General features: G+C 64.3%; 21 protein-coding genes. 11 read left to right on the forward strand and 10 right to left on the reverse strand.

The window, feature by feature from the left end; genetic code table 11:
- The 4 genes from RHIZ70P_RS08330 (at position 1) to RHIZ70P_RS08345 (ending at position 6,544) form a co-directional block, all read left to right on the forward strand.
- Positions 1 to 1,395, forward strand: a complete 1,395-nt coding sequence (locus tag RHIZ70P_RS08330) for an amidase (protein WP_115669909.1) — start codon at positions 1 to 3, stop codon at positions 1,393 to 1,395.
- A gap of 169 nt (positions 1,396 to 1,564) precedes the next feature.
- Positions 1,565 to 2,638, forward strand: coding sequence for an HlyD family secretion protein (locus RHIZ70P_RS08335; RefSeq protein WP_181903978.1), 1,074 nt, complete (start codon positions 1,565 to 1,567; stop codon positions 2,636 to 2,638).
- Positions 2,635 to 5,427 carry a ribosome-associated ATPase/putative transporter RbbA gene (gene rbbA / locus RHIZ70P_RS08340; RefSeq protein WP_235842178.1) on the forward strand — a complete coding sequence of 931 codons (2,793 nt, stop codon included), beginning with the start codon at positions 2,635 to 2,637 and terminating at the stop codon, positions 5,425 to 5,427. The genes RHIZ70P_RS08335 and rbbA overlap by 4 nt, the downstream gene beginning before the upstream one ends.
- 4 nt (positions 5,428 to 5,431) lie before the next feature.
- Positions 5,432 to 6,544, forward strand: coding sequence for an ABC transporter permease (locus RHIZ70P_RS08345; protein WP_115669911.1), 1,113 nt, complete (start codon positions 5,432 to 5,434; stop codon positions 6,542 to 6,544).
- Between the two features lie 10 nt (positions 6,545 to 6,554).
- Here the strand turns inward: RHIZ70P_RS08345 and RHIZ70P_RS08350 are convergent, their stop codons facing one another.
- The gene (locus tag RHIZ70P_RS08350; protein ID WP_115669912.1) at positions 6,555 to 7,943 is read right to left on the reverse strand and encodes a sensor histidine kinase; all 1,389 of its coding nucleotides are present in this window, start codon (positions 7,941 to 7,943) and stop codon (positions 6,555 to 6,557) included.
- Positions 7,940 to 8,617 (reverse strand): response regulator transcription factor, encoded by a 678-nt coding sequence (locus RHIZ70P_RS08355; protein ID WP_115669913.1) that lies wholly within the window; start codon positions 8,615 to 8,617, stop codon positions 7,940 to 7,942. The genes RHIZ70P_RS08350 and RHIZ70P_RS08355 overlap by 4 nt, the downstream gene beginning before the upstream one ends.
- A 76-nt stretch (positions 8,618 to 8,693) precedes the next feature.
- On the opposite strand from RHIZ70P_RS08355, the gene RHIZ70P_RS08360 reads away from it, so the two are divergent.
- The 5 genes from RHIZ70P_RS08360 to RHIZ70P_RS22955 all read left to right on the forward strand — a co-directional run bounded on the left by RHIZ70P_RS08360 (position 8,694) and on the right by RHIZ70P_RS22955 (position 13,304).
- The gene (locus RHIZ70P_RS08360; RefSeq protein ID WP_115669914.1) at positions 8,694 to 9,764 is read left to right on the forward strand and encodes an ABC transporter substrate-binding protein; all 1,071 of its coding nucleotides are present in this window, start codon (positions 8,694 to 8,696) and stop codon (positions 9,762 to 9,764) included.
- A 255-nt stretch (positions 9,765 to 10,019) separates the two neighbouring features.
- Entirely contained in the window at positions 10,020 to 10,964 is a 945-nt protein-coding gene (locus RHIZ70P_RS08365; protein ID WP_115669915.1) for a Bug family tripartite tricarboxylate transporter substrate binding protein, read from the forward strand.
- The gene (locus tag RHIZ70P_RS08370; RefSeq protein ID WP_115669916.1) at positions 10,961 to 11,452 is read left to right on the forward strand and encodes a tripartite tricarboxylate transporter TctB family protein; all 492 of its coding nucleotides are present in this window, start codon (positions 10,961 to 10,963) and stop codon (positions 11,450 to 11,452) included. The genes RHIZ70P_RS08365 and RHIZ70P_RS08370 overlap by 4 nt, the downstream gene beginning before the upstream one ends.
- A 13-nt stretch (positions 11,453 to 11,465) precedes the next feature.
- Positions 11,466 to 12,983, forward strand: coding sequence for a tripartite tricarboxylate transporter permease (locus RHIZ70P_RS08375; RefSeq protein WP_115669917.1), 1,518 nt, complete (start codon positions 11,466 to 11,468; stop codon positions 12,981 to 12,983).
- Between the two features lie 150 nt (positions 12,984 to 13,133).
- Positions 13,134 to 13,304 (forward strand): hypothetical protein, encoded by a 171-nt coding sequence (locus RHIZ70P_RS22955; protein WP_154719560.1) that lies wholly within the window; start codon positions 13,134 to 13,136, stop codon positions 13,302 to 13,304.
- A gap of 63 nt (positions 13,305 to 13,367) precedes the next feature.
- On the opposite strand, the gene RHIZ70P_RS08380 is transcribed toward RHIZ70P_RS22955, so the two are convergent.
- From RHIZ70P_RS08380 to RHIZ70P_RS08415, 8 genes are all read right to left on the reverse strand, one after another.
- Positions 13,368 to 14,387, reverse strand: coding sequence for a GlxA family transcriptional regulator (locus tag RHIZ70P_RS08380; protein ID WP_115669918.1), 1,020 nt, complete (start codon positions 14,385 to 14,387; stop codon positions 13,368 to 13,370).
- A 152-nt stretch (positions 14,388 to 14,539) separates the two neighbouring features.
- Positions 14,540 to 15,391 (reverse strand): dipeptide ABC transporter ATP-binding protein, encoded by an 852-nt coding sequence (locus tag RHIZ70P_RS08385; RefSeq protein ID WP_115669919.1) that lies wholly within the window; start codon positions 15,389 to 15,391, stop codon positions 14,540 to 14,542.
- Entirely contained in the window at positions 15,388 to 16,236 is an 849-nt protein-coding gene (locus tag RHIZ70P_RS08390) for an ABC transporter ATP-binding protein (RefSeq protein WP_115669920.1), read from the reverse strand. Before RHIZ70P_RS08390 ends, RHIZ70P_RS08385 begins: the two co-directional genes overlap by 4 nt.
- Position 16,237: 1 nt before the next feature.
- Positions 16,238 to 17,146 carry an ABC transporter permease subunit gene (locus tag RHIZ70P_RS08395; protein ID WP_115669921.1) on the reverse strand — a complete coding sequence of 303 codons (909 nt, stop codon included), beginning with the start codon at positions 17,144 to 17,146 and terminating at the stop codon, positions 16,238 to 16,240.
- 14 nt (positions 17,147 to 17,160) lie between these two features.
- A complete protein-coding gene (locus RHIZ70P_RS08400) occupies positions 17,161 to 18,165 on the reverse strand; it encodes an ABC transporter permease subunit (RefSeq protein ID WP_115669988.1) in 1,005 nt (334 codons plus the stop codon).
- Positions 18,166 to 18,349: 184 nt separating this feature from the next.
- The gene (locus tag RHIZ70P_RS08405) at positions 18,350 to 19,948 is read right to left on the reverse strand and encodes an ABC transporter substrate-binding protein (protein ID WP_115669922.1); all 1,599 of its coding nucleotides are present in this window, start codon (positions 19,946 to 19,948) and stop codon (positions 18,350 to 18,352) included.
- 460 nt (positions 19,949 to 20,408) lie between these two features.
- Entirely contained in the window at positions 20,409 to 21,578 is a 1,170-nt protein-coding gene (locus RHIZ70P_RS08410; RefSeq protein ID WP_115669923.1) for a LysR family transcriptional regulator, read from the reverse strand.
- Positions 21,575 to 22,462 carry an NAD(P)-dependent oxidoreductase gene (locus RHIZ70P_RS08415; RefSeq protein ID WP_115669924.1) on the reverse strand — a complete coding sequence of 296 codons (888 nt, stop codon included), beginning with the start codon at positions 22,460 to 22,462 and terminating at the stop codon, positions 21,575 to 21,577. The genes RHIZ70P_RS08410 and RHIZ70P_RS08415 overlap by 4 nt, the downstream gene beginning before the upstream one ends.
- A 161-nt stretch (positions 22,463 to 22,623) precedes the next feature.
- On the opposite strand from RHIZ70P_RS08415, the gene RHIZ70P_RS08420 reads away from it, so the two are divergent.
- Positions 22,624 to 23,370, forward strand: a complete 747-nt coding sequence (locus tag RHIZ70P_RS08420; RefSeq protein WP_115669925.1) for a PIG-L deacetylase family protein — start codon at positions 22,624 to 22,626, stop codon at positions 23,368 to 23,370.
- Positions 23,371 to 23,384: 14 nt separating this feature from the next.
- The gene (locus tag RHIZ70P_RS08425; protein WP_115669926.1) at positions 23,385 to 24,338 is read left to right on the forward strand and encodes a VOC family protein; all 954 of its coding nucleotides are present in this window, start codon (positions 23,385 to 23,387) and stop codon (positions 24,336 to 24,338) included.

Consider the following 24,338-nt stretch of genomic DNA (forward strand, 5'->3'; position numbering starts at 1 on the left):
ATGACCGATTTACTGCATTTGACCATCAAGGGTCTCCTCGCCAATTTCCGGGCGAAAACGCTGTCCCCTTACGAATACTGGCTCGCGGTGGAAGCGCGTATCGAAACCTTCGAGCCGCACGTCGCCGCCCTCTATGCCTATGACCCGGAGAGCGCCCGCGCCCAGGCGAAGGCGTCGACGGAACGATGGCTGCGCGATGCGCCGCAGGGCATGCTCGACGGCATTCCCGTGTCGCTCAAGGAACTGATCGCCACCAGGGGCCAGCCGGTGCCGCTCGGTACGGCGGCGGTCGAACTGATCCCCGCCGAGACCGACGCGCCGGTCGCCGCTCGGTTGAAGGAAGACGGCGCGGTGATCTTCGGCAAGACCACCTGCCCCGATTACGGCATGCTGTCCTCCGGCCTTTCGAGCTTCCACCCCTTGAGCCGCAATCCCTGGGATCTCAGCCAGAATCCCGGCGGATCGAGCGCAGGGGCAGCGGCGGCCGGCGCCGCCGGCTACGGCCCCTTGCACATCGGCACCGACATCGGCGGTTCCGTGCGCCTGCCGGCCGGCTGGACCGGGCTGTTCGGCTTCAAGCCGAGCCATGGCCGCATTCCGGTCGACCCCTATTATGTCGGCCGCTGCGCTGGGCCAATGACCCGCTGCGTCGACGATGCGGCCATCGCCATGGCGACGCTGTCTCGGCCCGACTGGCGCGACGGCACCAGCCTGCCGCCCAACGACTTCGACTGGATGGACCACGAGATCGACGTGCGCGGCATGCGGATCGGCGTGATGCTCGACGCCGGGTGTGGCCTCGAGGCAGAGTCGGAGATCCGCGACGCGGTGCTGGCGGCGGCCAAACTCGTCGAGGATGCGGGCGCCTTGGTCTTCGAGGTCGAGCCGGTGATGACGCGCGCCATGCTCGACGGGCTGGACATGTTCTGGCGGGCCAAGTTCTGGGGCGACATTCGCAACCTCCCCGACGAGCGTCGCGCAAAAATCCTGCCCTATATCCACCAATGGGCGGAAAAGGGCGCCGATGTCACCGGCGTCGAGGCGGTGCAGGGTTTTGGTCAGACCATCGAGATGCGCAAGACCTGCGGCCGGCTGTTCACCACGGTCGATGCGGTGCTGACCCCGACCAATCCGATCGTCTCCTACCCGGCCGACTGGGCCTCGCCCACAAACGACCCCGAACGGCCATTCGAGCACATCGCCTTCACCGTGCCGTGGAACATGTCGGAACAGCCGGCCGCCTCGATCAATTGCGGCTTCTCGAAGAGTGGCATGCCGATCGGCCTGCAGATCGTCGGCCCACGCTTCGACGACATGCGGGTGCTGAAGCTCTCCAAGCTGTTCGAAACCTGGACCGGCGGCATCAAGACGTGGCCACAGCCTCCCGGAATATAAGCGCGGCGGCACTGTCGCATGCCTGTTCCAATTCGCTTCGGATTTCGTCGAACTGTCACGTTCGCACTATTGCACCTGCGAAGATGATGCTGTTTTAATCGAGTGATTAGAAATAAAGCTGAACCGCTCCCAGGGTCGGGAGGGTCCCGCTCTACAGGAGATCGAAGCGGTGAAACCAGCCAGCCGAAACGCGATCATTGTCGCCCTCGTCCTCGCATTGGCGGCCGGAGGCGGTTATTATCTCTGGCAGTCGCTGCAGGCCTCGGAACTGGCGGACGGCATCGCCAGCGGCAATGGCCGGATCGAGGCGGTCGAGATTGACGTGGCGGCCAAGACGGCCGGTCGCATCAGCGAGATTTTCGTCGACGAAGGCGATTTCGTCAAAGCTGGGCAGAAGCTCGCCCAGATGGATATCAAGCAGCTGGAATCGCAATTGCGCCAGGCCGAGGCCGAGAAGCGCCGGGCCGATATCGGTATCGAGACGGCGCGGGCACTGGTCGAACAGCGCAATGCCGAGAAGAAGGCAGCGATCGCCGCCGTCTCGCAACGTCAGATCCTGCTCGATTCGGCCGACCGCAAGATGGTGCGCTCCAAACAGCTCGCCAGTTCCAGCACCATTTCGCAACAGACGCTGGAGGACGACCAGGCCGCCGCCGAAGGCGCGCGCGCGGCCCTTGCCGCCGCCGAGGCACAGTCGGCCGCAGCCGATGCCGCCATCAGCTACGCCAAGGCCCAGGTGGTGAACGCAGAGGCCGCGGCCGATGCCGCGAAGGCCGCGATCGACAACATCGAAACCGTGATCGCCGACAGCACGCTCACCGCCCCGCGCGACGGCCGCATCCAGTTCCGCGTCGCCCAGCCGGGCGAGATCGTCGCCGGTGGCGGCAAGGTCATCAACCTGGTCGACCTCGGCGACGTCTACATGAGCTTCTTCCTGCCAACCGACCAGGCCGGCCGGGTGGCGATCGGCGCGGAGGTGCGGCTGAAGCTCGACGCCGCCCCGCAATACATTATTCCGGCGACCGTCTCCTTCGTCGCCAATGTCGCGCAGTTTACGCCGAAGACGGTCGAGACCCAGATCGAGCGGGAAAAGCTGATGTTCCGGGTCAAGGCCAAGATCAACCCGGAACTGCTGCTCAAGCACATCGAGATGGTCAAGACCGGCCTGCCGGGCGTCGCCTATGTGCGGCTTGACCCGACGGCGCAATGGCCGGCCGGCATCGAGGGCGACGTCGTCCGATGAGCGAGCCCTCGCGCCACGAGGTGGCCGATTTCTCCGGCCCGGTGGTCGGACTGAAGGACGTGTCACTGTCCTACGGCAAGACCCAGGCGCTCACCAACATCACGCTCGACTTGCCGAGCGGCCGCCTGATCGGCCTGATGGGACCGGACGGGGTCGGCAAGTCGAGCCTGCTGTCCCTGCTCGCGGGCGCCCGCGCGGTGCAGGCCGGCACGGTTCAGGTGCTCGGCGGAGACATGGCCGATTCAGGCCACCGCGCGCGCACCTGCCCGCGCATCGCCTATATGCCGCAGGGCCTCGGCAAGAACCTTTATCCGACGCTCTCGGTTTTCGAGAACCTGGACTTTTTCGCCCGCCTGTTCGGTCATGGGCGCAAGGAACGCCAACGCCGCATCGCCGAACTGCTGAAGAGTACCGGGCTTGCTCCCTTCGCCAATCGCCCCGCCGGCAAGCTGTCCGGCGGCATGAAGCAGAAGCTCGGCCTGTGCTGCGCGCTGATCCACGATCCCGACCTTTTGATCCTCGACGAGCCGACGAGCGGCGTCGACCCGCTGTCGCGCCGCCAGTTCTGGGAACTGATCGATCGCATCCGCGAAGGGCGTCCCGGCATGACCGTGGTGGTCGCGACCGCCTACATGGAAGAGGCCGCCCGCTTCGACTGGTTGGTCGCGATGGACGACGGCAAGGTCCTGGCGACGGGCACGCCGAAGGATCTGCTGGAGCGCACCGGCGCACCGAACCTCGACAAGGCCTTCATCGCCCTTTTGCCGGAGGAGAGACGCCGCGACCACGGCGAACTCTCCATTCCGCCGCGCAATCCGGAACTCGACGGTGAGATCGCCATCGAGGCCAGCCACCTGTCGATGCGGTTTGGCGATTTCACCGCCGTCAACGACGTGAGCTTCCGCATCGAGCGCGGCGAGATCTTCGGCTTCCTCGGCTCGAACGGCTGCGGCAAGACGACAACGATGAAGATGCTGACCGGACTCCTGACCGCCAGCGAGGGCACGGCGCAACTTTTTGGCCACGCCGTGGACGGCTCGGATCTCGCCGTCCGTCGCCGCATTGGCTATATGAGCCAGGCCTTTTCGCTCTATGGCGAACTGACGGTTCGACAGAACCTCGACCTGCATGCCCGCCTGTTCGACCTGCCGAAGGAACGCATCGCCCCGCGCGTCGCGGAAATGGCGCAACGCTTCGACCTCATCGACGTCATGGATGCCATGCCGGATGCGCTGCCGCTCGGCATCCGCCAGCGCCTGTCGCTCGCCGTCGCCATGGTCCATGCGCCGGAAATCCTGATTCTCGACGAGCCGACCTCCGGCGTCGACCCGATCGCCCGTGACGATTTCTGGCAGATCCTCGGCGAGCTTTCGCGCAAGGACGGGGTCACCATCTTCGTCTCCACCCATTTCATGAACGAGGCCGAGCGCTGCGACCGCATTTCGCTGATGCATGCCGGCACCGTGCTGGTCAGCGACACGCCGGACGGGATCGTTAAGAAGCGCGGTGCGGCCTCGCTGGAGGAGGCCTTCATCGCCTATCTCGAGGACGCGATCGCCGGCAATACCGAGTTCGCAGCCGAAGCGGCGCCGCAGACGGTCGAAGTCCCCGAGCCGGCGGCGGTGGCCAAGGCCGCGCCGCAGCAATCGCTGCTAAGCCGCTTCTTCGATTTCAGGCGGATGATGAGCTATTCCCGCCGGGAGGCGCTCGAACTGCAGCGCGATCCGATCCGCGGCACGCTCGCGACCATCGGCAGCGTCATCCTGATGTTCGTCATCGGCTACGGTATCAATCTCGACATCGAGAAGCTGAGCTTCGCCGTGCTCGACTACGACCGAACCACGATCAGCGACGACTATGTCGCCCAGCTTTCCGGCTCGCGCTACTTCGTCGAGCATCCGCCCCTCAAGGACTATGACGACCTCGACAAGCGCATGCGCAGCGGCGAAATCAGCCTGGCGATCGAGATCCCGCCGAATTTCGGCCGGGACGCCCTGCGCGGCGACGCGGTCGAGATCGGCGCCTGGATCGACGGCGCGATGCCGACCCGCGCAGAAACGGTGAGCGGCTATGTACAGGGCATGCACGCCCACTGGATCACGGAAAAGATCCGCGAAGCCTATGGCGAGGAGGCGACCAAGGGCAATTACACGCTGGAAACCCGCTATCGCTACAATCCCGACGTCAAGAGCCTGGTGGCCATGGTGCCGGCCGTCATTCCGCTGCTCCTGTTGCTGATCCCGGCCATCCTCGGCGCGCTCAGCGTCGTGCGGGAAAAGGAACTCGGCTCGATCATCAATTTCTATGTCACGCCGACCACGCGGCTGGAATTCCTGATCGGCAAGCAGCTTCCCTATGTCGTGCTCGCCATGATGAACTTCGTGCTGCTGACCGCCTTCGCCATCCTGATCTTCAAGGTGCCGTTCACCGGAAGCTTCGTGACCTTCGCCGTCGCCGCCCTCTTCTATGTCGTCTCGACCACGGCGCTCGGCATGCTGGTCTCGACCTTCGTGTCGAGCCAGATCGCCGCCCTGTTCGGTACGGCACTCCTGACCCTCATTCCCGCGGTGCAATATGCCGGTATCATCGACCCGGTTTCGTCACTCAAGGGCGCGGGCGCCTTCATCGGCAGCATCTATCCGACGACCCATTTCGTCACCATCGCGCGAGGCACGTTCTCAAAGGCGCTCGGCTTCGCCGACCTGCAGCAACAACTGATCTATCTGCTGATCGCCATCCCGATCCTCCTCGGGCTGACCGCCGTTCTCCTGAAGAAACAGGCGAGGTAAGGCCATGCGCATCCGCCATATCGGACATCTCATCGTCAAGGAATTGCGCGGCCTGGTGCAGGACCGCATGCTGCTGGTCTTCATCCTCTATTCCTTCTCGCTGTCGATCTACACCGAGGCGCGGGCGCTGCCCGAGACGCTCAACATGGCGGCCATCGCCATCGTTGACGAGGATCTTTCGCAGCTGTCGCTGCGCATCCAGGATGCCTTCTACCCGCCCTATTTCACCAAGCCGGAAATCATCACGGCCAACGAGATGGACAAGCGGATGGATGCGGGCCTCTCGACCTTCGCGCTCGACATCCCCACCAACTTCCAGCAGGACGTGTTGGCCGGGCGCGTTCCGACCATCCAGCTCAACGTCGACGCCACCCGCATGACCCAGGCCTTCAGCGGCTCGGGCTACATCCAGAGCATCGTCAACAGCGAGGTGAGCGAATTCGTCAACCGCTATCGCAGCACGGTCGACCTGCCGGTCGATCTCACCCTGCGGGCGCGCTTCAATCCGCAGCTGAACAATGTCTGGTTCGGGGCGATCAACAACATCATCATGAACATCACCATGCTGTCGATCATCCTGACCGGCGCCGCCCTCATCCGCGAGCGCGAGCACGGCACCATCGAGCATCTGCTGGTCATGCCGGTGACTGCCTTCGAGATCATGGTCAGCAAGGTGCTTGCCATGAGCCTGGTGGTGCTGGTGGCGTCGGCCTTCTCGCTGGTCGTCGTCGCGCACTGGATTCTCGAAGTGCCGCTGCAGGGTTCGCTGCCGCTGTTTATGGCCGGCACGGCGCTGCAGCTCTTCGCCACCACCTCGCTCGGCATCTTTCTGGCGACCGTCGCCGGCTCCATGCCGCAGTTCGGCCTGCTGCTGATGCTCATCCTCTTACCGCTTCAGGTGCTTTCCGGCGGGCTCACGCCACGCGAAAGCATGCCGGAGATCATCCAGCTGATCATGAACTTCGCACCCAACACGCATTTCATCGCCATGGCTCAGTCGATCCTGTTCCGCGGTGCCGGAATGGATGTCGTCTGGCCGGATTTCCTCTGGCTGATCGCGATCGGGACGGTGCTCTTCCTCTTCTCTCTCGGCCGCTTCCGCGCCTTCCTGAAATAGGCAGGCGGGATCAGCCCACCGATTCAGCCGGGGGAAAGGTGACGGTCGCCTTGAGGCCGCGCCCACTCGAACCCTGCGCGAGGTCCAGACTGCCGGCAAAGAGGCGGGCGATCTCCTCGACGATCGGCAGGCCGAGGCCGGCACCTTCGCCCTTTTCGCCGCGGGAAAAGCGCTGCCGCACCGAGGCGAGTTTTTCCGCCGGGATGCCCGGACCATCGTCCTCCACCTGGAGGCAGACGCCTTCGGGACGGGTAAAAACCCGGACCGTGACCTCCGTTCCCGATCCGGCATAGGCGATCGCATTGGAGATCAGGTTGCCGAGCAGTTCGCCGATCAGCAGCGGCTCAGCCAGCACGAAGGCCGTCCCCTCGCCCTCGAAGCCGAGATCGATGCCGCCCTGGGTGGCCTTCGGTACGCTGTCGGCCGTCACCTCCTGCGCCACCCGGACGAGATCGATCCGACCAACAGGCGGACGATGATCCGAACCGGCGGCATCGATCTTCGCCATCAGCAGCAATTGCGCCAGCACGTGCTCGGCATGGCCGACGGCCCGGTCGCCCTTCAGCGCCGCGGCCCTCGCTTCCTCCAGCGTCGTCGCCCGGGCCGAGAGCGCCAGCTGGGTGCGTATGATGGCGAGCGGCGTGCGCAGCTGATGGCTGGCATTGCCGGTGAAATTGCGCAGTGCATCGAGCGCCGAGCCGAGGCGGATCATGAAGGAGTTGACGGTGTCGACCAACCCCTGGACTTCGGTCGGCACGGATTGCTCGATCGGGTGGAGGTCGTCGGGATTGCGTTCGGCGATGGCCTCGCCGAGGCGATAGAGCGGCCGCAGGGAATAGGTGACCGCAATCCAGACGATTGCGCCCGCGCCGCCGATCATCAGCGCCAGACGGGCGGCCGAGCGCAGCAGGATCGCCTGCGCCAATTGCTGGCGGGCGATGGTGGTTTCCGCGACGGTGACGGAGAACGGCACGGAATCGATGCCGGTCGAGGCCGAGCGTTGCAGCACCGCGACCCGGATCGGCTCGCCGCGGAAGATCGCGTCGGTGTAGAAGGAGGACTGACCGCCGAGGTCGGCGAAGGTCGGCAGGTTCTGGTAGCCGGTGATGAACTCGCCGGGTGGACCGTCGACGCGATAGAACACACGGTCCTGTGCCGCCGAGGTCAGCATTTCGAGCGCCACATAGGGAATGTCGACTTCGAGCGTCCCGTCCTCGGCGACGATCACCCGCTCGGCGATCGCCATGGCGGAGCCCGCGAGCACCCGGTCGGAAACCGTGTTGGCGGTGCGTACTGCCTCGCGATAGGTATCGATCAGGGCGACGATGCCGAGGACGGCGGTCGCCAGCAGAAGCCAGCCCAACAATCGCCTGCGCAGCGAATAGGCGGCGGCGGTCATGCCGGCTCCGCCGCCTTGTCGAGATAATAGCCGATGCCGCGCGCGGTGCGCACGGTGAGGCCATAGGGCCCGAGCCGCTTGCGCAGGCGGCTGACATATTGCTCGATGGCATTGGCACTGAGATCGTCGTCGAAGCCGGCCAGCGACTGGATGATCGCATCCTTGGGCACCACCTTGCCGGCCCGCATGAACAGAACTTCGAGAATGCCGAGCTCGCGCGCCGGCAGGTCGATCAGCACGCCATCGGCGGAAAAGGTGCGGGAGGTCAGGTCGAGGGACACATTGCCGTATTGCACGGACGAGGAATGCAGCCCGGCGCGCCGGCGCAGCAGAACCCGCACGCGCGCCTCCAGCTCGCTGACGTCGAAGGGCTTCGTCATGTAGTCGTCGGCGCCGAGATCCAGCCCCTTGACCCGCTCCTCCGTCGTGCCGCGCGCCGTCAGGATCAGCACGGCCGCCTTGTCCTGGCGCGCCCGCATGGCGCGCAGCACCTGAAGGCCACCCATTTCCGGCAGGTTCAGATCGAGGATGACAAGATCGAAAGTTTCCGTGGCCGTGACCGCGTCGGCGGAAGCGCCGTCACGCACCACGTCCACGGCATAGCCGCTGCTACGCAGGATGGAGCTCAGGCCGTCCGCCAGCGTCTCATTGTCCTCGACCAAAAGTATGCGCAAGATCGTCCCCCTCGCCGCCACTCTAACGGCGACCCTGCGGCTTGTGAACGCCTGCCAGCCACGGCATTATCAAATAATGCGCACAGTCCTCCTCATCGTCCTTTTCATCCTTCTTCAGTCATGGGCCGCCCGGGCCGGCACGACGCTCTTTCCCGCGCGCTCGGCAGGCGGCGACGCGCGCACCCTCGTCGTCTATTCCTCGCTCGACGAACCGGTCGCCCAGCCGATGATCGAAGCCTTCCAGCGAGCCCATCCTGACATCGCCGTGCGCTACGAGGACATGCTGACCGGCGAGATCTACGACCGCATCGTCAAGGAGACCGACAGCGGCGCCCGCACCGCCGACTTCGCCTTTTCCTCGGCCATGGACCTGCAGGTGAAGCTGTCCAATGACGGCTATGCCCAGCGCAGCGACCTGCCGATGAGCGCTCGCTGGCCAGCCTGGGCCAACTGGCGCAACACGGCTTATGCGCTGACCTTCGAGCCGGCCGTCTTCGTCTATCACAAGCCGAGCTTCACCAAGGAAAAGCCGCCCGCCACCCGCGCCGAATTCGTCGACTACCTGAAACGCCAGGGCAATGCCGTCTACGGTCGCATCGGCACCTACGACATAGAACGCTCCGGCGTCGGCTTCCTGTTCATGGCGAGGGACCAGGAGCAGTTCGGTGACATCTGGTCGGTGATCCAGACCATGGGGGCCGCCGGGGTGAAGCTCTACTCGACCAGTTCCGCCATCCTCGAGCGCATCGCCGACGGCCGCTTCGTGCTCGGCTACAACATCCTCGGCTCCTACGCCGCCGACTGGGCCTCGCGCCATCCCGATCTCGGCATCGTCCTGCCCAAGGACTACACGGTCGTCATGTCGCGCATCGGCCTGGTGCCGCAGGCCGCCGCCTCGCCCGACCTCGGGCGGGCCTATCTCGAGTTCTTCATGTCGCGCGAGGGCCAGACCATCATGGCGCGGCAGTTGCAGATTGCCGCGGTAAGCCCCGACGTCGCCGGCGAGAACACCGCCACCACGCTGCAGGAACAGCTCGGCAAGCAGCTCAGGCCCGTCCCGGTCAGCCCCGGCCTCATGGTCTATCTCGACCAGGTGAAGCGCGCGCGGCTGATCAGCCGCTGGAACGAAGTCTTGCGGCTGCAATAGTCCGGCGTATGCTTTTCCCCAGTCCCGGTCGCATGACGCGAGAGCGTCCGCGATGTCAGGCAAATGTCAGCTTGATATGATCTTATTCGAGTGCAGTCACGCGTGGAGGCGTTTGGCTGGCAAGGTCGGGAGGAGACCTCTAGGATCCGGCACCTGTCCGCCTGGACATGATCCAGCCGCTTGCCGGAACGCTCCCCCCGTCCGCTCAACGAGAAATGCACTGCCGCTGAGCAGTGCCTGACGGAGGAGTTCATCTTGAAACACTTTATCCTGGCAACCATCCTGGCCGGCGCCATGGCGCTGCCGACCTTTGCCGCCGACTACACCATCATGGCGCCCGCCAATCCGGGCGGCGGCTGGGACCAGACCGCCCGTTCGATGCAGACCGTCTTGCAGCAGGAAGGCATCTCTCCGGCCGCCCAGGTGCAGAACGTACCGGGCGCCGGCGGCACCATCGGCCTTGCCCAGTTCGCCAACCAGTCCAAGGGCAACGCCAATGCGCTCATCGTCGGCGGCTATGTCATGGTCGGCGCTATCCTCACCAACAAGTCCCCAGTCTCGCTGACCGACGTCACCCCGATCGCTCGCCTGACCGGCGAGTATGAAGCGATCGTGGTTCCCGCCGCTTCGCCGATCCAGACGATGGGCGACCTGGTAGAGGCCCTGAAGAAGGATCCGGGTTCGGTCTCCTGGGCAGGCGGCTCCGCCGGCGGCACCGACCATATCGCCGTCGGCTTGATCGCCAAGGCGGCCGGTGTCGATCCGACCAAGATCAACTACATCGCCTTCTCCGGCGGTGGCGAGGCTCTGGCCGCCATCCTCGGCAGCCAGGTGACCGCGGGCATTTCCGGCTATGGCGAGTTCGAGGCCCAGGTCAAGGCCGGCACGCTGCGCCTGCTGGCCGTCTCCAGCGCCGAACGTCTCGCAAACGCCGACGCCCCGACGCTGAAGGAAAGCGGCATCGACGTGGTTGTGGAGAACTGGCGCATGGTCGCCGCCGCTCCGGGTCTCACCCCGGAACAGACCGCCGCCGTCTCGGCCGACATCGAGAAGATGGTCAAGTCCGCCAGCTGGCAGGAAATCCTCAAGACCAAGGGCTGGCAGGACACCTACCTCGCCGGCGACGCCTTCAAGGCCCAGCTGGAAAAGGACGTTACCGCCACCGAAGCCGTCCTCAAGGACATCGGGCTGGTGAAATGAGCGAGGCACCAACCTCCACGACAAAAACACGCCGCCCCGACGGGGCGGCGCTTGTCATCGCCCTCGTGCTCGCGGGCCTCGCCGCGCTGATCTTCTGGGACGTTGACCGTCTCGGCGACGTCGTCGGCTATTCGCCCGTCGGCCCGGCCACTGTGCCGCAATGGATCGCCTTCGGCCTCGTGGGTCTTGCCGTCTGGACAGCCGTCGCCGCCTTCCGGCGCGACTTTCCCGAGCGCGAGCATCAGGAGATCGCCCCGGTCGCCTGGATCATCGGCGGGCTTGCCGGCCAGATGCTGCTGCTTCCGACGCTGGGCTTCTCTATTGCCACAGGCGTGCTCTTTGCCGCGACCGCCCGCGCCTTCGGCAAACGCCAGCTATGGTTCTCCCTACCGCTCGGCATCGCGATCTGTCTCGCCGTCTGGCTCGTTTTTGCCCTCTTGCTGCAGCTCTCCCTGCCGGCCGGACCGCTCGAACACCTGTTCCTCTGAGGAGTAGCCATCAATGGATACCTTCGACTTCCTCTGGCAGGGCCTGCTCGTCGCGGCCCAGCCGATGAACCTCTTTTACGCGCTCGTCGGCGTGACGCTCGGAACCGCCGTCGGCGTTCTGCCGGGCATCGGACCGGCGCTCACCGTCGCGCTGCTCCTGCCGATTACCTTCAAGCTCGACCCGGCCGGTTCGCTGATCATGTTCGCCGGCATCTATTACGGCGGCATGTATGGCGGCTCGACCACCTCGATCCTGCTCAACACGCCGGGGGAAAGCTCGTCGATCGTCACCGCGCTCGAAGGCAACAAGATGGCCCGCGCCGGACGCGGCGGCCCCGCCCTTGCGACCGCCGCCATCGGTTCCTTCGTCGCCGGTCTGATTGCCACGATCGGGCTTGCCTTCATCGCGCCCTACATCGTCAAGCTCGCCCTCGTCTTCGGCCCGCGCGAATATTTCGCCCTGATGGTGCTGGCCTTCGTCACCGTCTCCTCGGCCTTCGGCGACTCGACGCTGCGCGGTCTGACCTCGCTGTTCATCGGCCTGACGCTGGCCACCGTCGGCATCGACCAGTTGACCGGTCAGGCCCGCATGAGCTTCGGCGTTCCCGACCTGCTCGACGGCATCGAAGTGACGACGCTGGCGGTTGCCATGTTCGCCATCGGCGAGAGCCTGTTCCTGGCGGCCCAGGGCGACCGTGGCCCGGACAAGGTCGAGGCCGTGCGCGGCTCCATCTGGATGACCGCCGCCGACTGGAGCCGCTCCTGGAAGCCCTGGCTGCGCGGGACAGCGATCGGCTTCCCGATCGGCGCCATGCCGGCCGGCGGCGCCGAGATCGGCACCTTCCTGTCCTACGCCACCGAGAAGCGGCTGACGAAGCATCCCGAAGAGTTCGGCAATGGCGCCATCGAAGGCGTCGCCGGTCCGGAAGCCGCCAACAATGCCTCTGCCGCCGGCACCCTCGTGCCGCTCCTGACGCTCGGCTTGCCGACGACGGCGACAGCCGCGATCATGCTGGCCGGCTTCCAGCAATACGGCCTGCAACCCGGCCCGCTGCTGTTTGCCACCAATCCGCAACTCGTCTGGGGCCTGATCGCCAGCCTGCTGATCGCCAACTTCATGCTGTTGATCCTCAACCTGCCGCTGATCGGCCTGTGGGTCCGCCTGCTGACCATCCCCAAGCCCTGGCTCTATGCCGGCATCCTGCTGTTCGCGACGCTCGGCACCATCGGCGCCAACCCCTCGGTCTACGAACTCGGCATGCTGCTCGCCTTCGGCGTGATGGGCTATATCATGCGGATCTTCGGCTATCCGATCGCCCCGGTCGTCGTCGGCCTGATCCTCGGGCCGCTCGCCGAGCAGCAGTTGCGTCGCGCGCTTGCGATCAGCCAGGGCGACGTGACGGTGCTCTTCACCTCGCCGATCGCCGCCGGCCTGTTGCTGCTGGCCGCAACGGCGCTCGTCCTGCCGCTGATCCTGCGCGCCCGCGGCAAGGGCGAAGTTCTGTCGCATCTGGCCGCCAGCGAGGACTGACCCCGATAGACATGACGAAGATCAAGACGGGCTGGAACCCAACAGTTCCGGCCCGCATTTCTTGCATGGCTGCACTGAACTTATCGCCATTGTAGAAATCGCTCATGAGGACCATCTTTCTCTTGTCAACACACAGAGAAAGCAAAGACAATGTCTGTCCTCACAGGTTCCATGCATAAGGGTTTCCTTGGTAGGGCCTTCGCCGTCATCGGAGCAGCAAGCGCCGCCGCAGCAGCCGTCGAGGCTCATCGCAGCCCGCGCGAACGCGATCTGCGCACGCTCGGCATCGATCCGGAAGGCTTCCGCAAGGTTCGCCTCTAAAGGCTGAACGAAATTACTAGTACCCAAGAACAAGGCCGACGTTTTCGCCGGCCTTTTGTCTTTTCAGGCATTGGTTTCCGCGGCATGACGCCGCCGCGCCGCAACCGGCGTAATGGCGAATTCCTTGCGGAACTTGCGGATGAAGTGCGAGACGTTTTCAAAACCCGTCTCCAGCGCGATGTCGATCAACGCCTTGTCGGTGAATACCACCAGCCGCCGGGCATGCTCCAGCCGCAAGCGGATATACATGGCGACCGGGGTCGCTCCGAACTCGGTACGAAACAGCCTTTCCAGCTGGCGCCGCGACAGACCGACCGCATCGGCGACATCGTCGATCGACACGACGTCCTCGATATGCTGTTCCATCATCATCAGCGCCATGTTGGTGCGCTTGTCCCTGACCGGCGTCGTGCCGAGCGGATTGCGGGTCTGCATCTCGCTCGCATCGCGCCGTCGGGTGATCTGCATGATCTCCAGCGCATTGCGCTCGGCCGCCTCCCCGACATGGCGGCGGATCAGATAGGTGGCGAGGTCGGCGACGCTGGAACCGCCGGCGCAGGTGATGCGGCCGTGGTCCTCGACGAAGAGACGCTTGGAGGTGGCATCGATCGAGGGAAAGCGCGAGCGGAACTCGACATAGTGCAGCCAGCTGACACAGGCACTGCGGTTCTCGAGCAGTCCGGCTTCGGCCAGAATAAAGCTGCCGGTGCAGACCCCGATGATCGGCACGCCGGCCGCGGCGGCCTCATGCAGAAAGGCGATCGCTTCGCGGTCGATCGGCTCGGCGACATTGAGCCGCCCGCCGACCACTGCAATATAGTTGAACTGCTTCGGATTGCCGAGCGGCGCCGTCGGCGCCACCTGGATGCCGCAGCTCGAGGTGATGAAGTTGCGCGTGCTGCCGAGCACGGCCCAGTCGCAATGGACGCGGCCGGACCGGTCCTCGACGTCGCTGCCCAGCCGTAGCGCATCCGCAAACAGCGAGAACGCGCTGAGCGTGAAGCTGCGCGCCAGGATGAAACCGATGCGCAGCGCCGGTTGCCCCTTCTGTTCCTTCGCCTTGCCGGCCATCGCCTGCGTCATCACTTCGTCGCGGCCCCAATCCTAACGGTCTGTCGCAAATAGCAAAGACCGCTGCGCTTATCCACCATTCTCGACAGACAGCTTGAAATGCGGCCGCCCGGCGGGTTGCAGCCAGCCGGGCGGTCAGACGTCATGGATCTGTGTCGTCTGGATCAGCCAGCCTTGGCGACCGGACGCACGCGCTTGGCCATGCGGGCGCGGATCGATTCCACGTCGGCGCGCGGCGTCGCAGCAAACAGCGTCCTGGTATACTCGTGCTTGGGATCGGCAAAGACCTCTTCGCGCGTGCCGTATTCCACCGCCTCGCCATAGTACATCACCATCACCTCGTCGGCGATATAGCGCACCACCGACAGGTCGTGACTGATGAAGACGTAAGTCAGGCCGAACTCTTCCTGCAGGTCCGCCAGAAGGTTGAGCACCTGCGCCTGAACCGAAAGGTCGAGAGCGGAGACCGGCTCGTCCAGCACCAAAAGCTTCGGGTTCAGCATCAGCGCACGGGCAATGGCGATGCGCTGGCGCTGGCCGCCGGAGAACATGTGCGGGTAGCGATTGTAGTGTTCCGGGCCGAGGCCGACCTTGACCAGCATCTCGGTGGCCCGTTCGCGCCGTTCGGCCGAACTCATCTTCGTGTTGATCAGAAGAGGTTCGCCCAGCACGTCGCCGATCTTCTGACGCGGATTGAGCGAACCATAGGGGTTCTGGAAGACGATCTGCACCTTCTGGCGCATCTCGGCCGTCAGATGACCGGGACGGGTATCGACGGCCTTGCCGTCGATCAACAATTCGCCGGAGGTCGGCGGATCGATGAAGGTCAGGATGCGGGCAAGGGTCGACTTGCCGCAACCGCTCTCGCCGACGATCGCAAGCGTCTTGCCGGCATCGAGCTTGAAGGACACGCCCTTAACCGCGTGAACCACCTTCTCAGGCTTCATGAAGCCGGTCGGCACGTGATAGTCGCGCGTGATGTTGCGAATCTCGAGCATGGGGACGGTCTGGCTCATGCGTTCTCTCCTGCTGCCGCGCCCGCCATGAAGTCGGATACGGTGGTGAGGCGGTCGCCGGTCGCATTCTCTGGCAGGGCCGAAAGCAAGGCCTTGGTATAGGCGTTCTTCGGCGCCTCGAAGAGCGAAAGCACGTCGGCCTCCTCCATCTTCCGGCCTTTGTACTGGACGATGACACGGTCGGCGGTTTCGGCCACCACGCCCATGTCATGGGTGATCATGATGAGGCCCATGCCGGTTTCGGCCTGCAACCGCATCAGAAGGTCGAGGATCTGCTTCTGGATGGTCACGTCGAGCGCGGTGGTCGGCTCGTCGGCGATCAGAAGCTTCGGATTGCAGGCGATCGCCATGGCGATCATGACGCGCTGGCACTGGCCGCCCGACATCTGGTGCGGGAAGTGATGAAGCCGCTCGGCCGGATCGGGCAGGCCGACCAGCTTGAACAGTTCGATCGCCCGCTCGCGCCGCGCCGTCTTGCCGAGCCCCATGTGGATTCGCAGCACTTCCTCGATCTGGAATCCGACGGTGAAGCAGGGGTTGAGGCTCGCCACCGGCTCCTGGAAGATCATGGCAATATCCTTGCCAATCAGCTTGCGCCGTTCGGCAGGCGAAATGCCATGGATGTCACGGCCCTGGAACAGCATCTTGTCGGCGGTGATCTTGGCCGACCACGGCAGAAGCCCCATCACGGCCAGCATGGAGACCGACTTGCCGGAACCGCTCTCGCCGACGATCGCCAGCACTTCACCGGCTTCTACCGACAGCGAGACGCCGTCGACGGCCTTGAACCAGCCGGTCGCCGTCTCGAACTGGACGGTCAGGTTTTCGATTTCGAAAAGCGCCATGTCAGGACCTCTTCAGCTTGGGATCGAGGGCATCGCGCAGGCCGTCGCCCATCAGGTTGATGGCCAGAACCGTGATCAGGATGGCAAGGCCCGGGAAGGTGACGACCCACCAGGCGCGCAGGATGAATTCGCGCGCTTCGGCCAGCATCGTGCCCCATTCCGGTGCCGGCGGCTGGGCGCCCATGCCGAGGAAGCCAAGCGCCGCCGCGTCGAGGATGGCGTTGGAGAATGACAACGTCGCCTGGACGATGAGCGGCGCCATGCAGTTCGGCAGGATGGTGCGGAACATCAGGCGGATCGGACCGGCCCCGGCGAGACGTGCGGCGGTCACGTAGTCGCGGCTCTTCTCGGTCATCACGGCGGCGCGCGTCAGGCGCACGAAATGGGGCTGCAGCGTCAGCGCAATGGCGATCATCCCGTTGGTCAGGCTCGGGCCGAGGATGGCGACGAGCACAAGTGCCAGAAGCAGCGACGGGAAAGCGAGGATGATGTCCATCAACCGCATGATAACGGTGTCGATCCAGCCGCGATAATAGCCGGCGATCAGGCCGACCAGAATGCCGGTCGTCAGCGACAGGGTGGTGACAAACACACCGATGAACAGCGAATACTGCGCGCCGTAGATGAGCCGCGAGAGAATGTCGCGGCCGACCGGATCGGTGCCGAGCAGAAACGAGCTGTTGCCGCCCTCGAGCCAGGACGGCGGCAGGAGGGTCGCGTCGCGATACTGCTCGAACGGCGAATGCGGCGCGACCAGCGGCGCGAAGATGGCGATCAGCACAAGCGCGATGAAGACGAACAACCCGATCACCGCGCCGCGATTTTCGGAGAAGTAGAACGAGAATTCGGCCAGCATCTGTCGGCGCAGCGCCGCGGTGGAGACCGGTTGATTGGTGGCGGTATCGGCCATGGGATTTTCTCCTTCTAGTGGCGGATGCGCGGGTTGATCAGGCCATAGAGCAGATCAACGATGAGATTGACGACCATGATGATGCCGGCGATCAGCAGCAGGCCGCCCTGGATCACCGGATAGTCGCGACGGAACACGCTGTCGACCATCCACTTGCCGATGCCCGGCCAGGAGAAGATCGTTTCGGTCAGGATGGCGCCGGCGAGCATGACGCCGATCTGCAGGCCGATCGTGGTGATGACCGGGATCAGGGCGTTTCGGAGCGCATGCAGGCCGACGACGCGCAGCGGCGACAGGCCCTTGGCGCGCGCCGTGCGGATATAGTCCTCGGAAAGGACCTCCAGCATGGCCGAGCGCGTCTGGCGGGCGATGACGGCGAGCGGGATGGTGGCCAGCACGATCGACGGCAGCGCCAGATGACTGAGCGCCGACATGAAGGCGCCCTTCTGGCCAGACAAAAGCGAGTCGATCAGCATGAAACCGGTGACCGGGGGAAAGAAGAACATCAGCGAGATGCGGCCCGACACCGGCGTCCATTGCAGCATGCCGGAGAAAAGGATCATCAGCAGCAAGCCCCACCAGAAGATCGGCATGGAATAGCCCACGAGGGCCACGCCCATGACCGACTGGTCGAAGAAGGAGCCACGCTTGATCGCCGCGATCACGCCGGCCGGAATGCCGAGCACGATGGCGATGATGATGGCGCACAGCGACAGCTCGACCGTCGCCGGGAACAGCGCCAGGAACTGATCGAGGATCGGCGACTTGGAGACGATCGAAGTGCCGAAATCGCCGGTCAGCACGCCGCCCAGATAGTCGAAATATTGGATGACGATCGGACGATCAAGCCCGAGATTGGCGCTGATCTGCGCATGCCGCTCGGGCGACATGACGCGTTCGCCGGACAAAAGTGCGACCGGATCGCCCGGCAGAAGCCGGATGAAGGCGAAAGCGATGATGGAAACCCCGATGAAGGTCGGGATCAGGACGGCAAGCCGCCGCAAGAGAAAGCCAAACATGATGGACCTGCTGTTGTTCTTCTTGGAGGTCTGTGGCCGCTGGTCACGCAGCGGACGTATCTTGCCCGCAAAGGACATTGCCTTTCCGGAGGATCGCGGCCCGGCCGCGGATTTCCGATTGTCCTAATGCAAGTGCCGCGGGACAGGCAAGCTGTCCCGCGGCAAATTCTTCAAGGATCAACCGTTACTCGGCGATATCCACGTTTTCGAAGGTGAAGTCACCGAGCGGGCTCTGAACGAAACCGGAGACTTCCTTGCGCATCGGAACGACGGACAGGGAGTGGTCGATGGTAGCCCAAGGAGCTTCGCGCTTGAAGACGAGCTGAGCCTCTTCATAGAGCTTGGTGCGCTCGGCCTGGTCGGACGTGACCTTGGCCTTCTTCACCAGGGCATTGAACTCCTCGTTGCACCACTGGGCGCGGTTGTTGCCACCGACGGCTTCGCAGCCGAGCAGCGTGTCGAGGAAGTTGTCCGGATCGCCGTTGTCGCCGGTCCAGCCGAGCATGACGGCACCGTCACGATCCTTGGCCTTCGAACGGTCGAGATATTCGGCCCATTCATAGGAGACGATCTCGACCTTGACGCCGATCTTGGCGAAGTCGTCCTGCATGATTTCGGCCGCACGGCGGGCGTTCAGCATGTAGGGGCGCGAAACCGGCATGGCCCAGATCTTCATCGACAGATCCTTGACGCCGGCTGCCTCGAGTTCCTTCTTGGCAGCATCGAGATCGTAGGCGTCGTCCTGGGTCGCTTCGTTATAGGACCACATGGTCGGCGGGATCGGGTTCTTGGCAGGCGTCGCCATGCCCTGGAACACGGCGTCGACGATGGCCGCCTTGTTGATCGCCTTGTTCAGCGCCTTGCGGACTTCCGGCTTGTCGAACGGAGCCTGGGTGGTGTTGTAGGCGAGGTAGGCGACGTTCAGGCCTTCCTGTTCCATGACGGTCAGGGCCGGGTCGGTCTTCATCGCCGCAACGTCAGCAGCGTTCGGGAACGGCATCAGGTGGCATTCGCCGGCCTTCAGCTTCTGGTAGCGAACGGCGGCATCGGTGGTGATGGCGAAGACGAGGTCGTCGATCTTCGGCGCGCCACCCCAGTAGTCGGCGTTCTTCTTGTAGCGGATGACGGCATCCTGCTGGTAGCCAACGAAGGAGAACGGACCGGTGCCGACCGGCATCTGGTTCAGCTGTTCCTTCTTGCCTTCGGCTTCGAGCTTGTCGGCATATTCCTTCGACACGATCGAGGCGAAGGGCATGGCGAGGTTGGCGAGGAACGGCGCTTCCGGACGGTTGAGCGTGATCTTGACGGTCAGGTCATCGACCTTCTCGATGGTCTTGATCAGTTCCGGGAAGCCCATGCCGGCGGCATATTCCCACGAGGTGCCGGCGACGTACTGGTTCCACGGATGGTCAGCCTTGATCTGGCGCTCGAGCGAGAAGATGACGTCGTCCGCGTTCAGTTCGCGGCTCGGGGTGAAGAATTCGGTGGTGTGGAACTTGACGCCCGGGCGCAGCTTGAAGGTGTATTCGGTGCCGTCGGCATTGACTTCATAGCTTTCGGCCAGGCCGGCTTCCGCTTCGGTCGTGCCGGGCTTGAATTCCATCAGGCGGCTGTAGATCGGATGTGCCGAGGCATCGAACGTGGTGCCGGCGGTGTACATACCCGGATCGAAGCCTTCCGGCGAGCCTTCCGAGCAGTAGACGAAGGTCTTGGCGCTTGCTGCGCCGGAAAGGAAGGTGGCCGCGAGCAGGGCCGCTGCGGCAAAACCGAACTTGTACTTCATGACATTCTCCCCTTTGCGTTCTTTCGGCCAGGCCGAAGACGCTGGTTTCGTTGGCAAACGGCGCGCCCCAAAATCGCGCCATGGTTCTTATGTCCGTGAGGCAAATCACGTGGAGCGGAGCCGATAGACAGGACAAACAGGCATCCACAGGCATCCGAAGCGCTTGCATGGACGTCTGAAGCCGTGCCGACCGACACACTTCTTTCGTCTTATCCGTTGTTGCACGCTTGTAAAGAGAGATTCTGCCGCAGTTTTGCTGCATCTTGGCCAAGTTTTTGTTATTTCGCGGATTCTTTAGACGCTTCGCATTGCACAAATGTGAAATGGAAAGCGAAGGCGAATCGAAACCTGGCGATATGGGCAGGTCCGGGCGGCGGATCTTCGCACCTGGCGCCCAGGGGCAGCCGCCTGGCCGCTCGAACGCGGGGCGCCTGTTATAATTATTGGCTAGGTCGTTCTTCTAAGGAGCGACATCGGCGATCAACTCCAGCATGCGCTTCTGCGCATTGGTCGGCCGCCAGTTTTCCCGGCACGTCAGTCCGATCGGACGGATGAGATGATCCGTCGGATAGGTCAGCGTGACCAGCAGCCCATGATCGCATTCGCGTTGCGACTGATGGCGGGAGAGGCAGCCGAGATGGTCGCTCTCGTTCAGAAGCTCGCGCATCAGGAGCAGCGATCCGGATTCGATCAGCCTGTCGGGCGCTTTTTTGTCGTGCGAGGTAAAGAGCGTCTCGAACTGGTCCCTCGTTGGCGTGCCGCGGCGCGGAACGACCCAGGGAAAGGTGAGCAGGTCATCGACCGTCAGCTCTGTTCTTGCGGCGAGCGGATGGCCCGGTCGCGCCAGAAGGGCCAGGCGGTCGTCGAACAGTCGTTGCTGGACCACATCGCCGATCGGCGCCGGTTCGCGTAGTGCGCCGACCAGGAAGTCGATCGATCCACGACGGAGCGCGCTCAAGAGTCCGTCATAGGGACCATCGTGAATCCGCACTGGATAGGTCGGCCGTTCGGCGCGGAAACGGGCAAGCGCCTGCGGCAGAATGTCGGAGCGGGCGAGCGGCATGGCGCCGATGACGATCGCGCCCGCCTCGCCGCCGTTGAATTCGGCGAGTTCGGTATCGGTCTGGTCGAATTCGTAGATCGCCAGCCGCGCCGCCTGGGCAAGCGCCTGGCACAGGCGCGTCGGCAGGATGCCGAAGGACGTCCGCTCGAACAGGCTGCGCGCGGCCTCCTGTTCGATCTGTGTGACGGCCCGGTGGACGGTTGGCTGCGCCAGGCCGAGGCGGCGTGCGGCCAGCGTGAAATTCTCGCTTTCGCTGACGGCGATCAACGCCTGCAGCTGGGCATAGCTCAACGACATGCGCAGGCGCGGCGAGATTTCGCCGAGGACGGAATCGAGTAGCCCGAAGGCTGCCTCGACGCGCCGCAGCAGCACCTCTCCGCGGGGCGTGAGGAAGAAGCCATGCCGGCTGCGCTCGAACAAAGCACCGCCCGCCTCGCGTTCCAGCTTGTTGATGGCCTGGGTCACGGCGGGCTGGGAGATGTGCCATTTTTCCGAGGTCAGCGTCAGCGACTTCAGATCCGCCACTGCCGCAAACAGGCGCAAATGCCGAAGGTTGCGGGAAATCATAGCTTGGACAACACGGCGTCCGCGCGCCTTGCCAGATCGTCCGCACCCGGATCGATCTCCAGCGACGCCAGGCGACGCTGCCACTCCACTGTGCCGCGGCTCATCCAGTCCGGCAGGCCGAAGGCGCGGAGCGTCGCGCAGACCTCCTCGACCTCGGCGGCCCGCCGCGCCCCGTGTACCAGCATGCGCTCCATGTTGTAGGTGGCGCGTGACCGCCAGTCGATTCCCGGATCGGAGGCCTGCAGCGAGGCGAGCACGGCATCCTCGACCCCGGCCCGGCGGGCCGCCAGAACACATTCCGTCGTCAGCGCCTCCAGGCCCTTGATCATCACCGAGCGCAGCATCTTCACGCTGGAGGCGTCGCCCACGCGCTCGCCGGCGAGCTTCGGACGCAGGCCGAGGGCCTCGATCCGAGCCGCCGCCAAGGCCGCATGCGGACCGGAGAGCAGCAGCGGCACCTCGTGGCGCTTGGGATAGACTGGCGCCATGACCGCGACGTCGACATAGCGCCCCCCGACCGCCTCGATCACCTCGGCCGCCGTCTCCTTTGTCTGCGGCGCGCAGGAATTGCAGTCGAGCCAGAGGGCGCCCGGAAGGAGATGGGGCGCGCAGACACGGGCGGCTTCGAGCGCCTGGTCCGCCGTGACCAGGCTGAACACCAGACCCGCCTTGCCGAGCGCCCGGCCAGGATCCAGCTGGGGCTCGACGCCCGCCTCCGCGCAACGCTTAAGAACGATGGCGGACGTGGCGGCCTCGCAAAGCTTGATGTCATAAGCTCTGGTTGTTCCGCGCGCCGGACGTATCCAGCTCGAGGCCAGGGCATGGCCCGCCTCGCCGAAGCCGACAAAGGCAATATCGGGGAATTTTTCCGTGATATCAGTCATCTCTCTTCCGTCTCCGTTTGTCGGAGACTGTGGCAAATGCCGCACGTCAAATCCAGCGTCTATAGCTTGAACTTATACACATTGGCAGCCTTTCGATTTGATCTGCGGCGACCGCGGCAGCACCTATTAGGGCGACGGAGAAAAATCAGGGAGGTATATTCATGACCACGGAAAATGCAGCGCCCAAGACCGCCTTGGTGATCAGCGCGCATGCGGCCGATTTCGTCTGGCGCTGCGGCGGGGCGATCGCGCTGCATGCGGCGCTCGGCTACAAGGTCACCGTGGTTTGCCTGTCCTTCGGCGAACGCGGCGAAAGCGCAAAGTTGTGGAAGCAGGCTGGCATGACGCTCGACCGCGTCAAGGCTGCTCGCCGCGCCGAGTCCGAACGGGCCGCAGAGGCGCTCGGCGTGCATGACCTGGTTTCGATGGACCTCGGCGACTATCCGCTGGAGCTTAGCCGCGACAACAAGAACGATCTCGTCGACGTGATCCGCAAGGTGCAGCCGCGCTTCATGCTGTCGCATTCGCAATATGACCCCTACAATACCGACCATATGTATGCGACCCAGGTGGCACTGGAATGCCGCATGATCGCCCAGGCCTGGGGCCACAATCCGGGAGAAAAGGTGCTCGGCGCGCCGCAGCTTTACCTGTTCGAACCGCACCAGACCGAACAGATGGGCTGGAAGCCGGATACCTTCCTCGACATCACGCCGGTCTGGGAGAAGAAGCGCGCCGCCATCGAATGCATGGAAGGCCAGGAGCATTTGTGGGAATACTACACCCGCGTCGCCATCAACCGCGCCAACCACTTCACCCGCAATTCCGGCGGCCAGGCCGGCGGCCGGGCCTGCAAGTACGCGGAAGGCTTCCAGTCGATTTTCCCGCGCACCGTCGACGAACTCTAAAGGGAGAGCGAGCCATGGAACCCTGCTTCGACATCGCCCATCTCGCCCATGTCGAGATGTATACCGACAAGTTCGAGGAAAGCCTCGACTTCTTCACCCGCGTCTACGGCCTGAAGCTCTCCGGCCAGGACGAGACCTCGGCCTATCTAAGGGCCTGGGACGACTACGAATACTGCTCGCTCAAACTGACCCGGTCGCACACCACCGGCGTCGGCCACGTCGCCTACCGCGCCTCCAGCCCGCAAGCGTTGGAACGGCGCGTCAAGACGATCGAGAAAAGCGGGTACAAGGTTATCGGTTGGGTCGACGGCGATCTCGGCCATGGCCCGGCCTTCCGCTTCGAGGACCCGTTCGGCCACGTCTTCGAGATCTACTGGGACACCGTGAAATACCAGGCGACCGGCGCCGACGTGCCGGCGCTGAAGAACACCGCTTCCGCCTTTACCGGCGCGGCACCCCGCCGCCTTGATCACCTGAACCTCTTGTCCTCGGACGTGTCCGAATTCCGCCGCTTCATGCAGACCTGCCTCGGCAGCCGCGTGACCGAGATGATCCAGCTCGACAACGGCCGGATCGGTGGCTGCTGGTTCACCATCAACAACAAGACCTATGACCTTGCCTGCACCGAAGAACATGGCGGCGGCGTCGGCCGGCTCCACCACGTCACCTATGCCACCGACCAGCGCGAGGACATCCTGCGGGCCGCCGACATCTTCCTGCAGAACGGCGTTCACATCGAGACCGGCCCGCACAAGCACGCCGTTCAGGGCACCTTTTTCCTCTACGTCTGGGAGCCGGCCGGCAACCGCGTCGAGCTTGCCAATTCCGGCGCGCGTCTCATCCTCCAGCCCGACTGGGAGCCGGTCATCTGGACCGAAACCGACCGCAAGAAGGGCCAGGCCTGGGGCCTGAAGACGATCGACACCTTCCACACCCACGGCACACCGCCGGTCAAGAAGGAGCACTGA

This window comes from Paenirhizobium selenitireducens ATCC BAA-1503, assembly GCF_900492185.1.
In the GTDB taxonomy this organism is placed as follows: domain Bacteria; phylum Pseudomonadota; class Alphaproteobacteria; order Rhizobiales; family Rhizobiaceae; genus Allorhizobium; species Allorhizobium selenitireducens_A.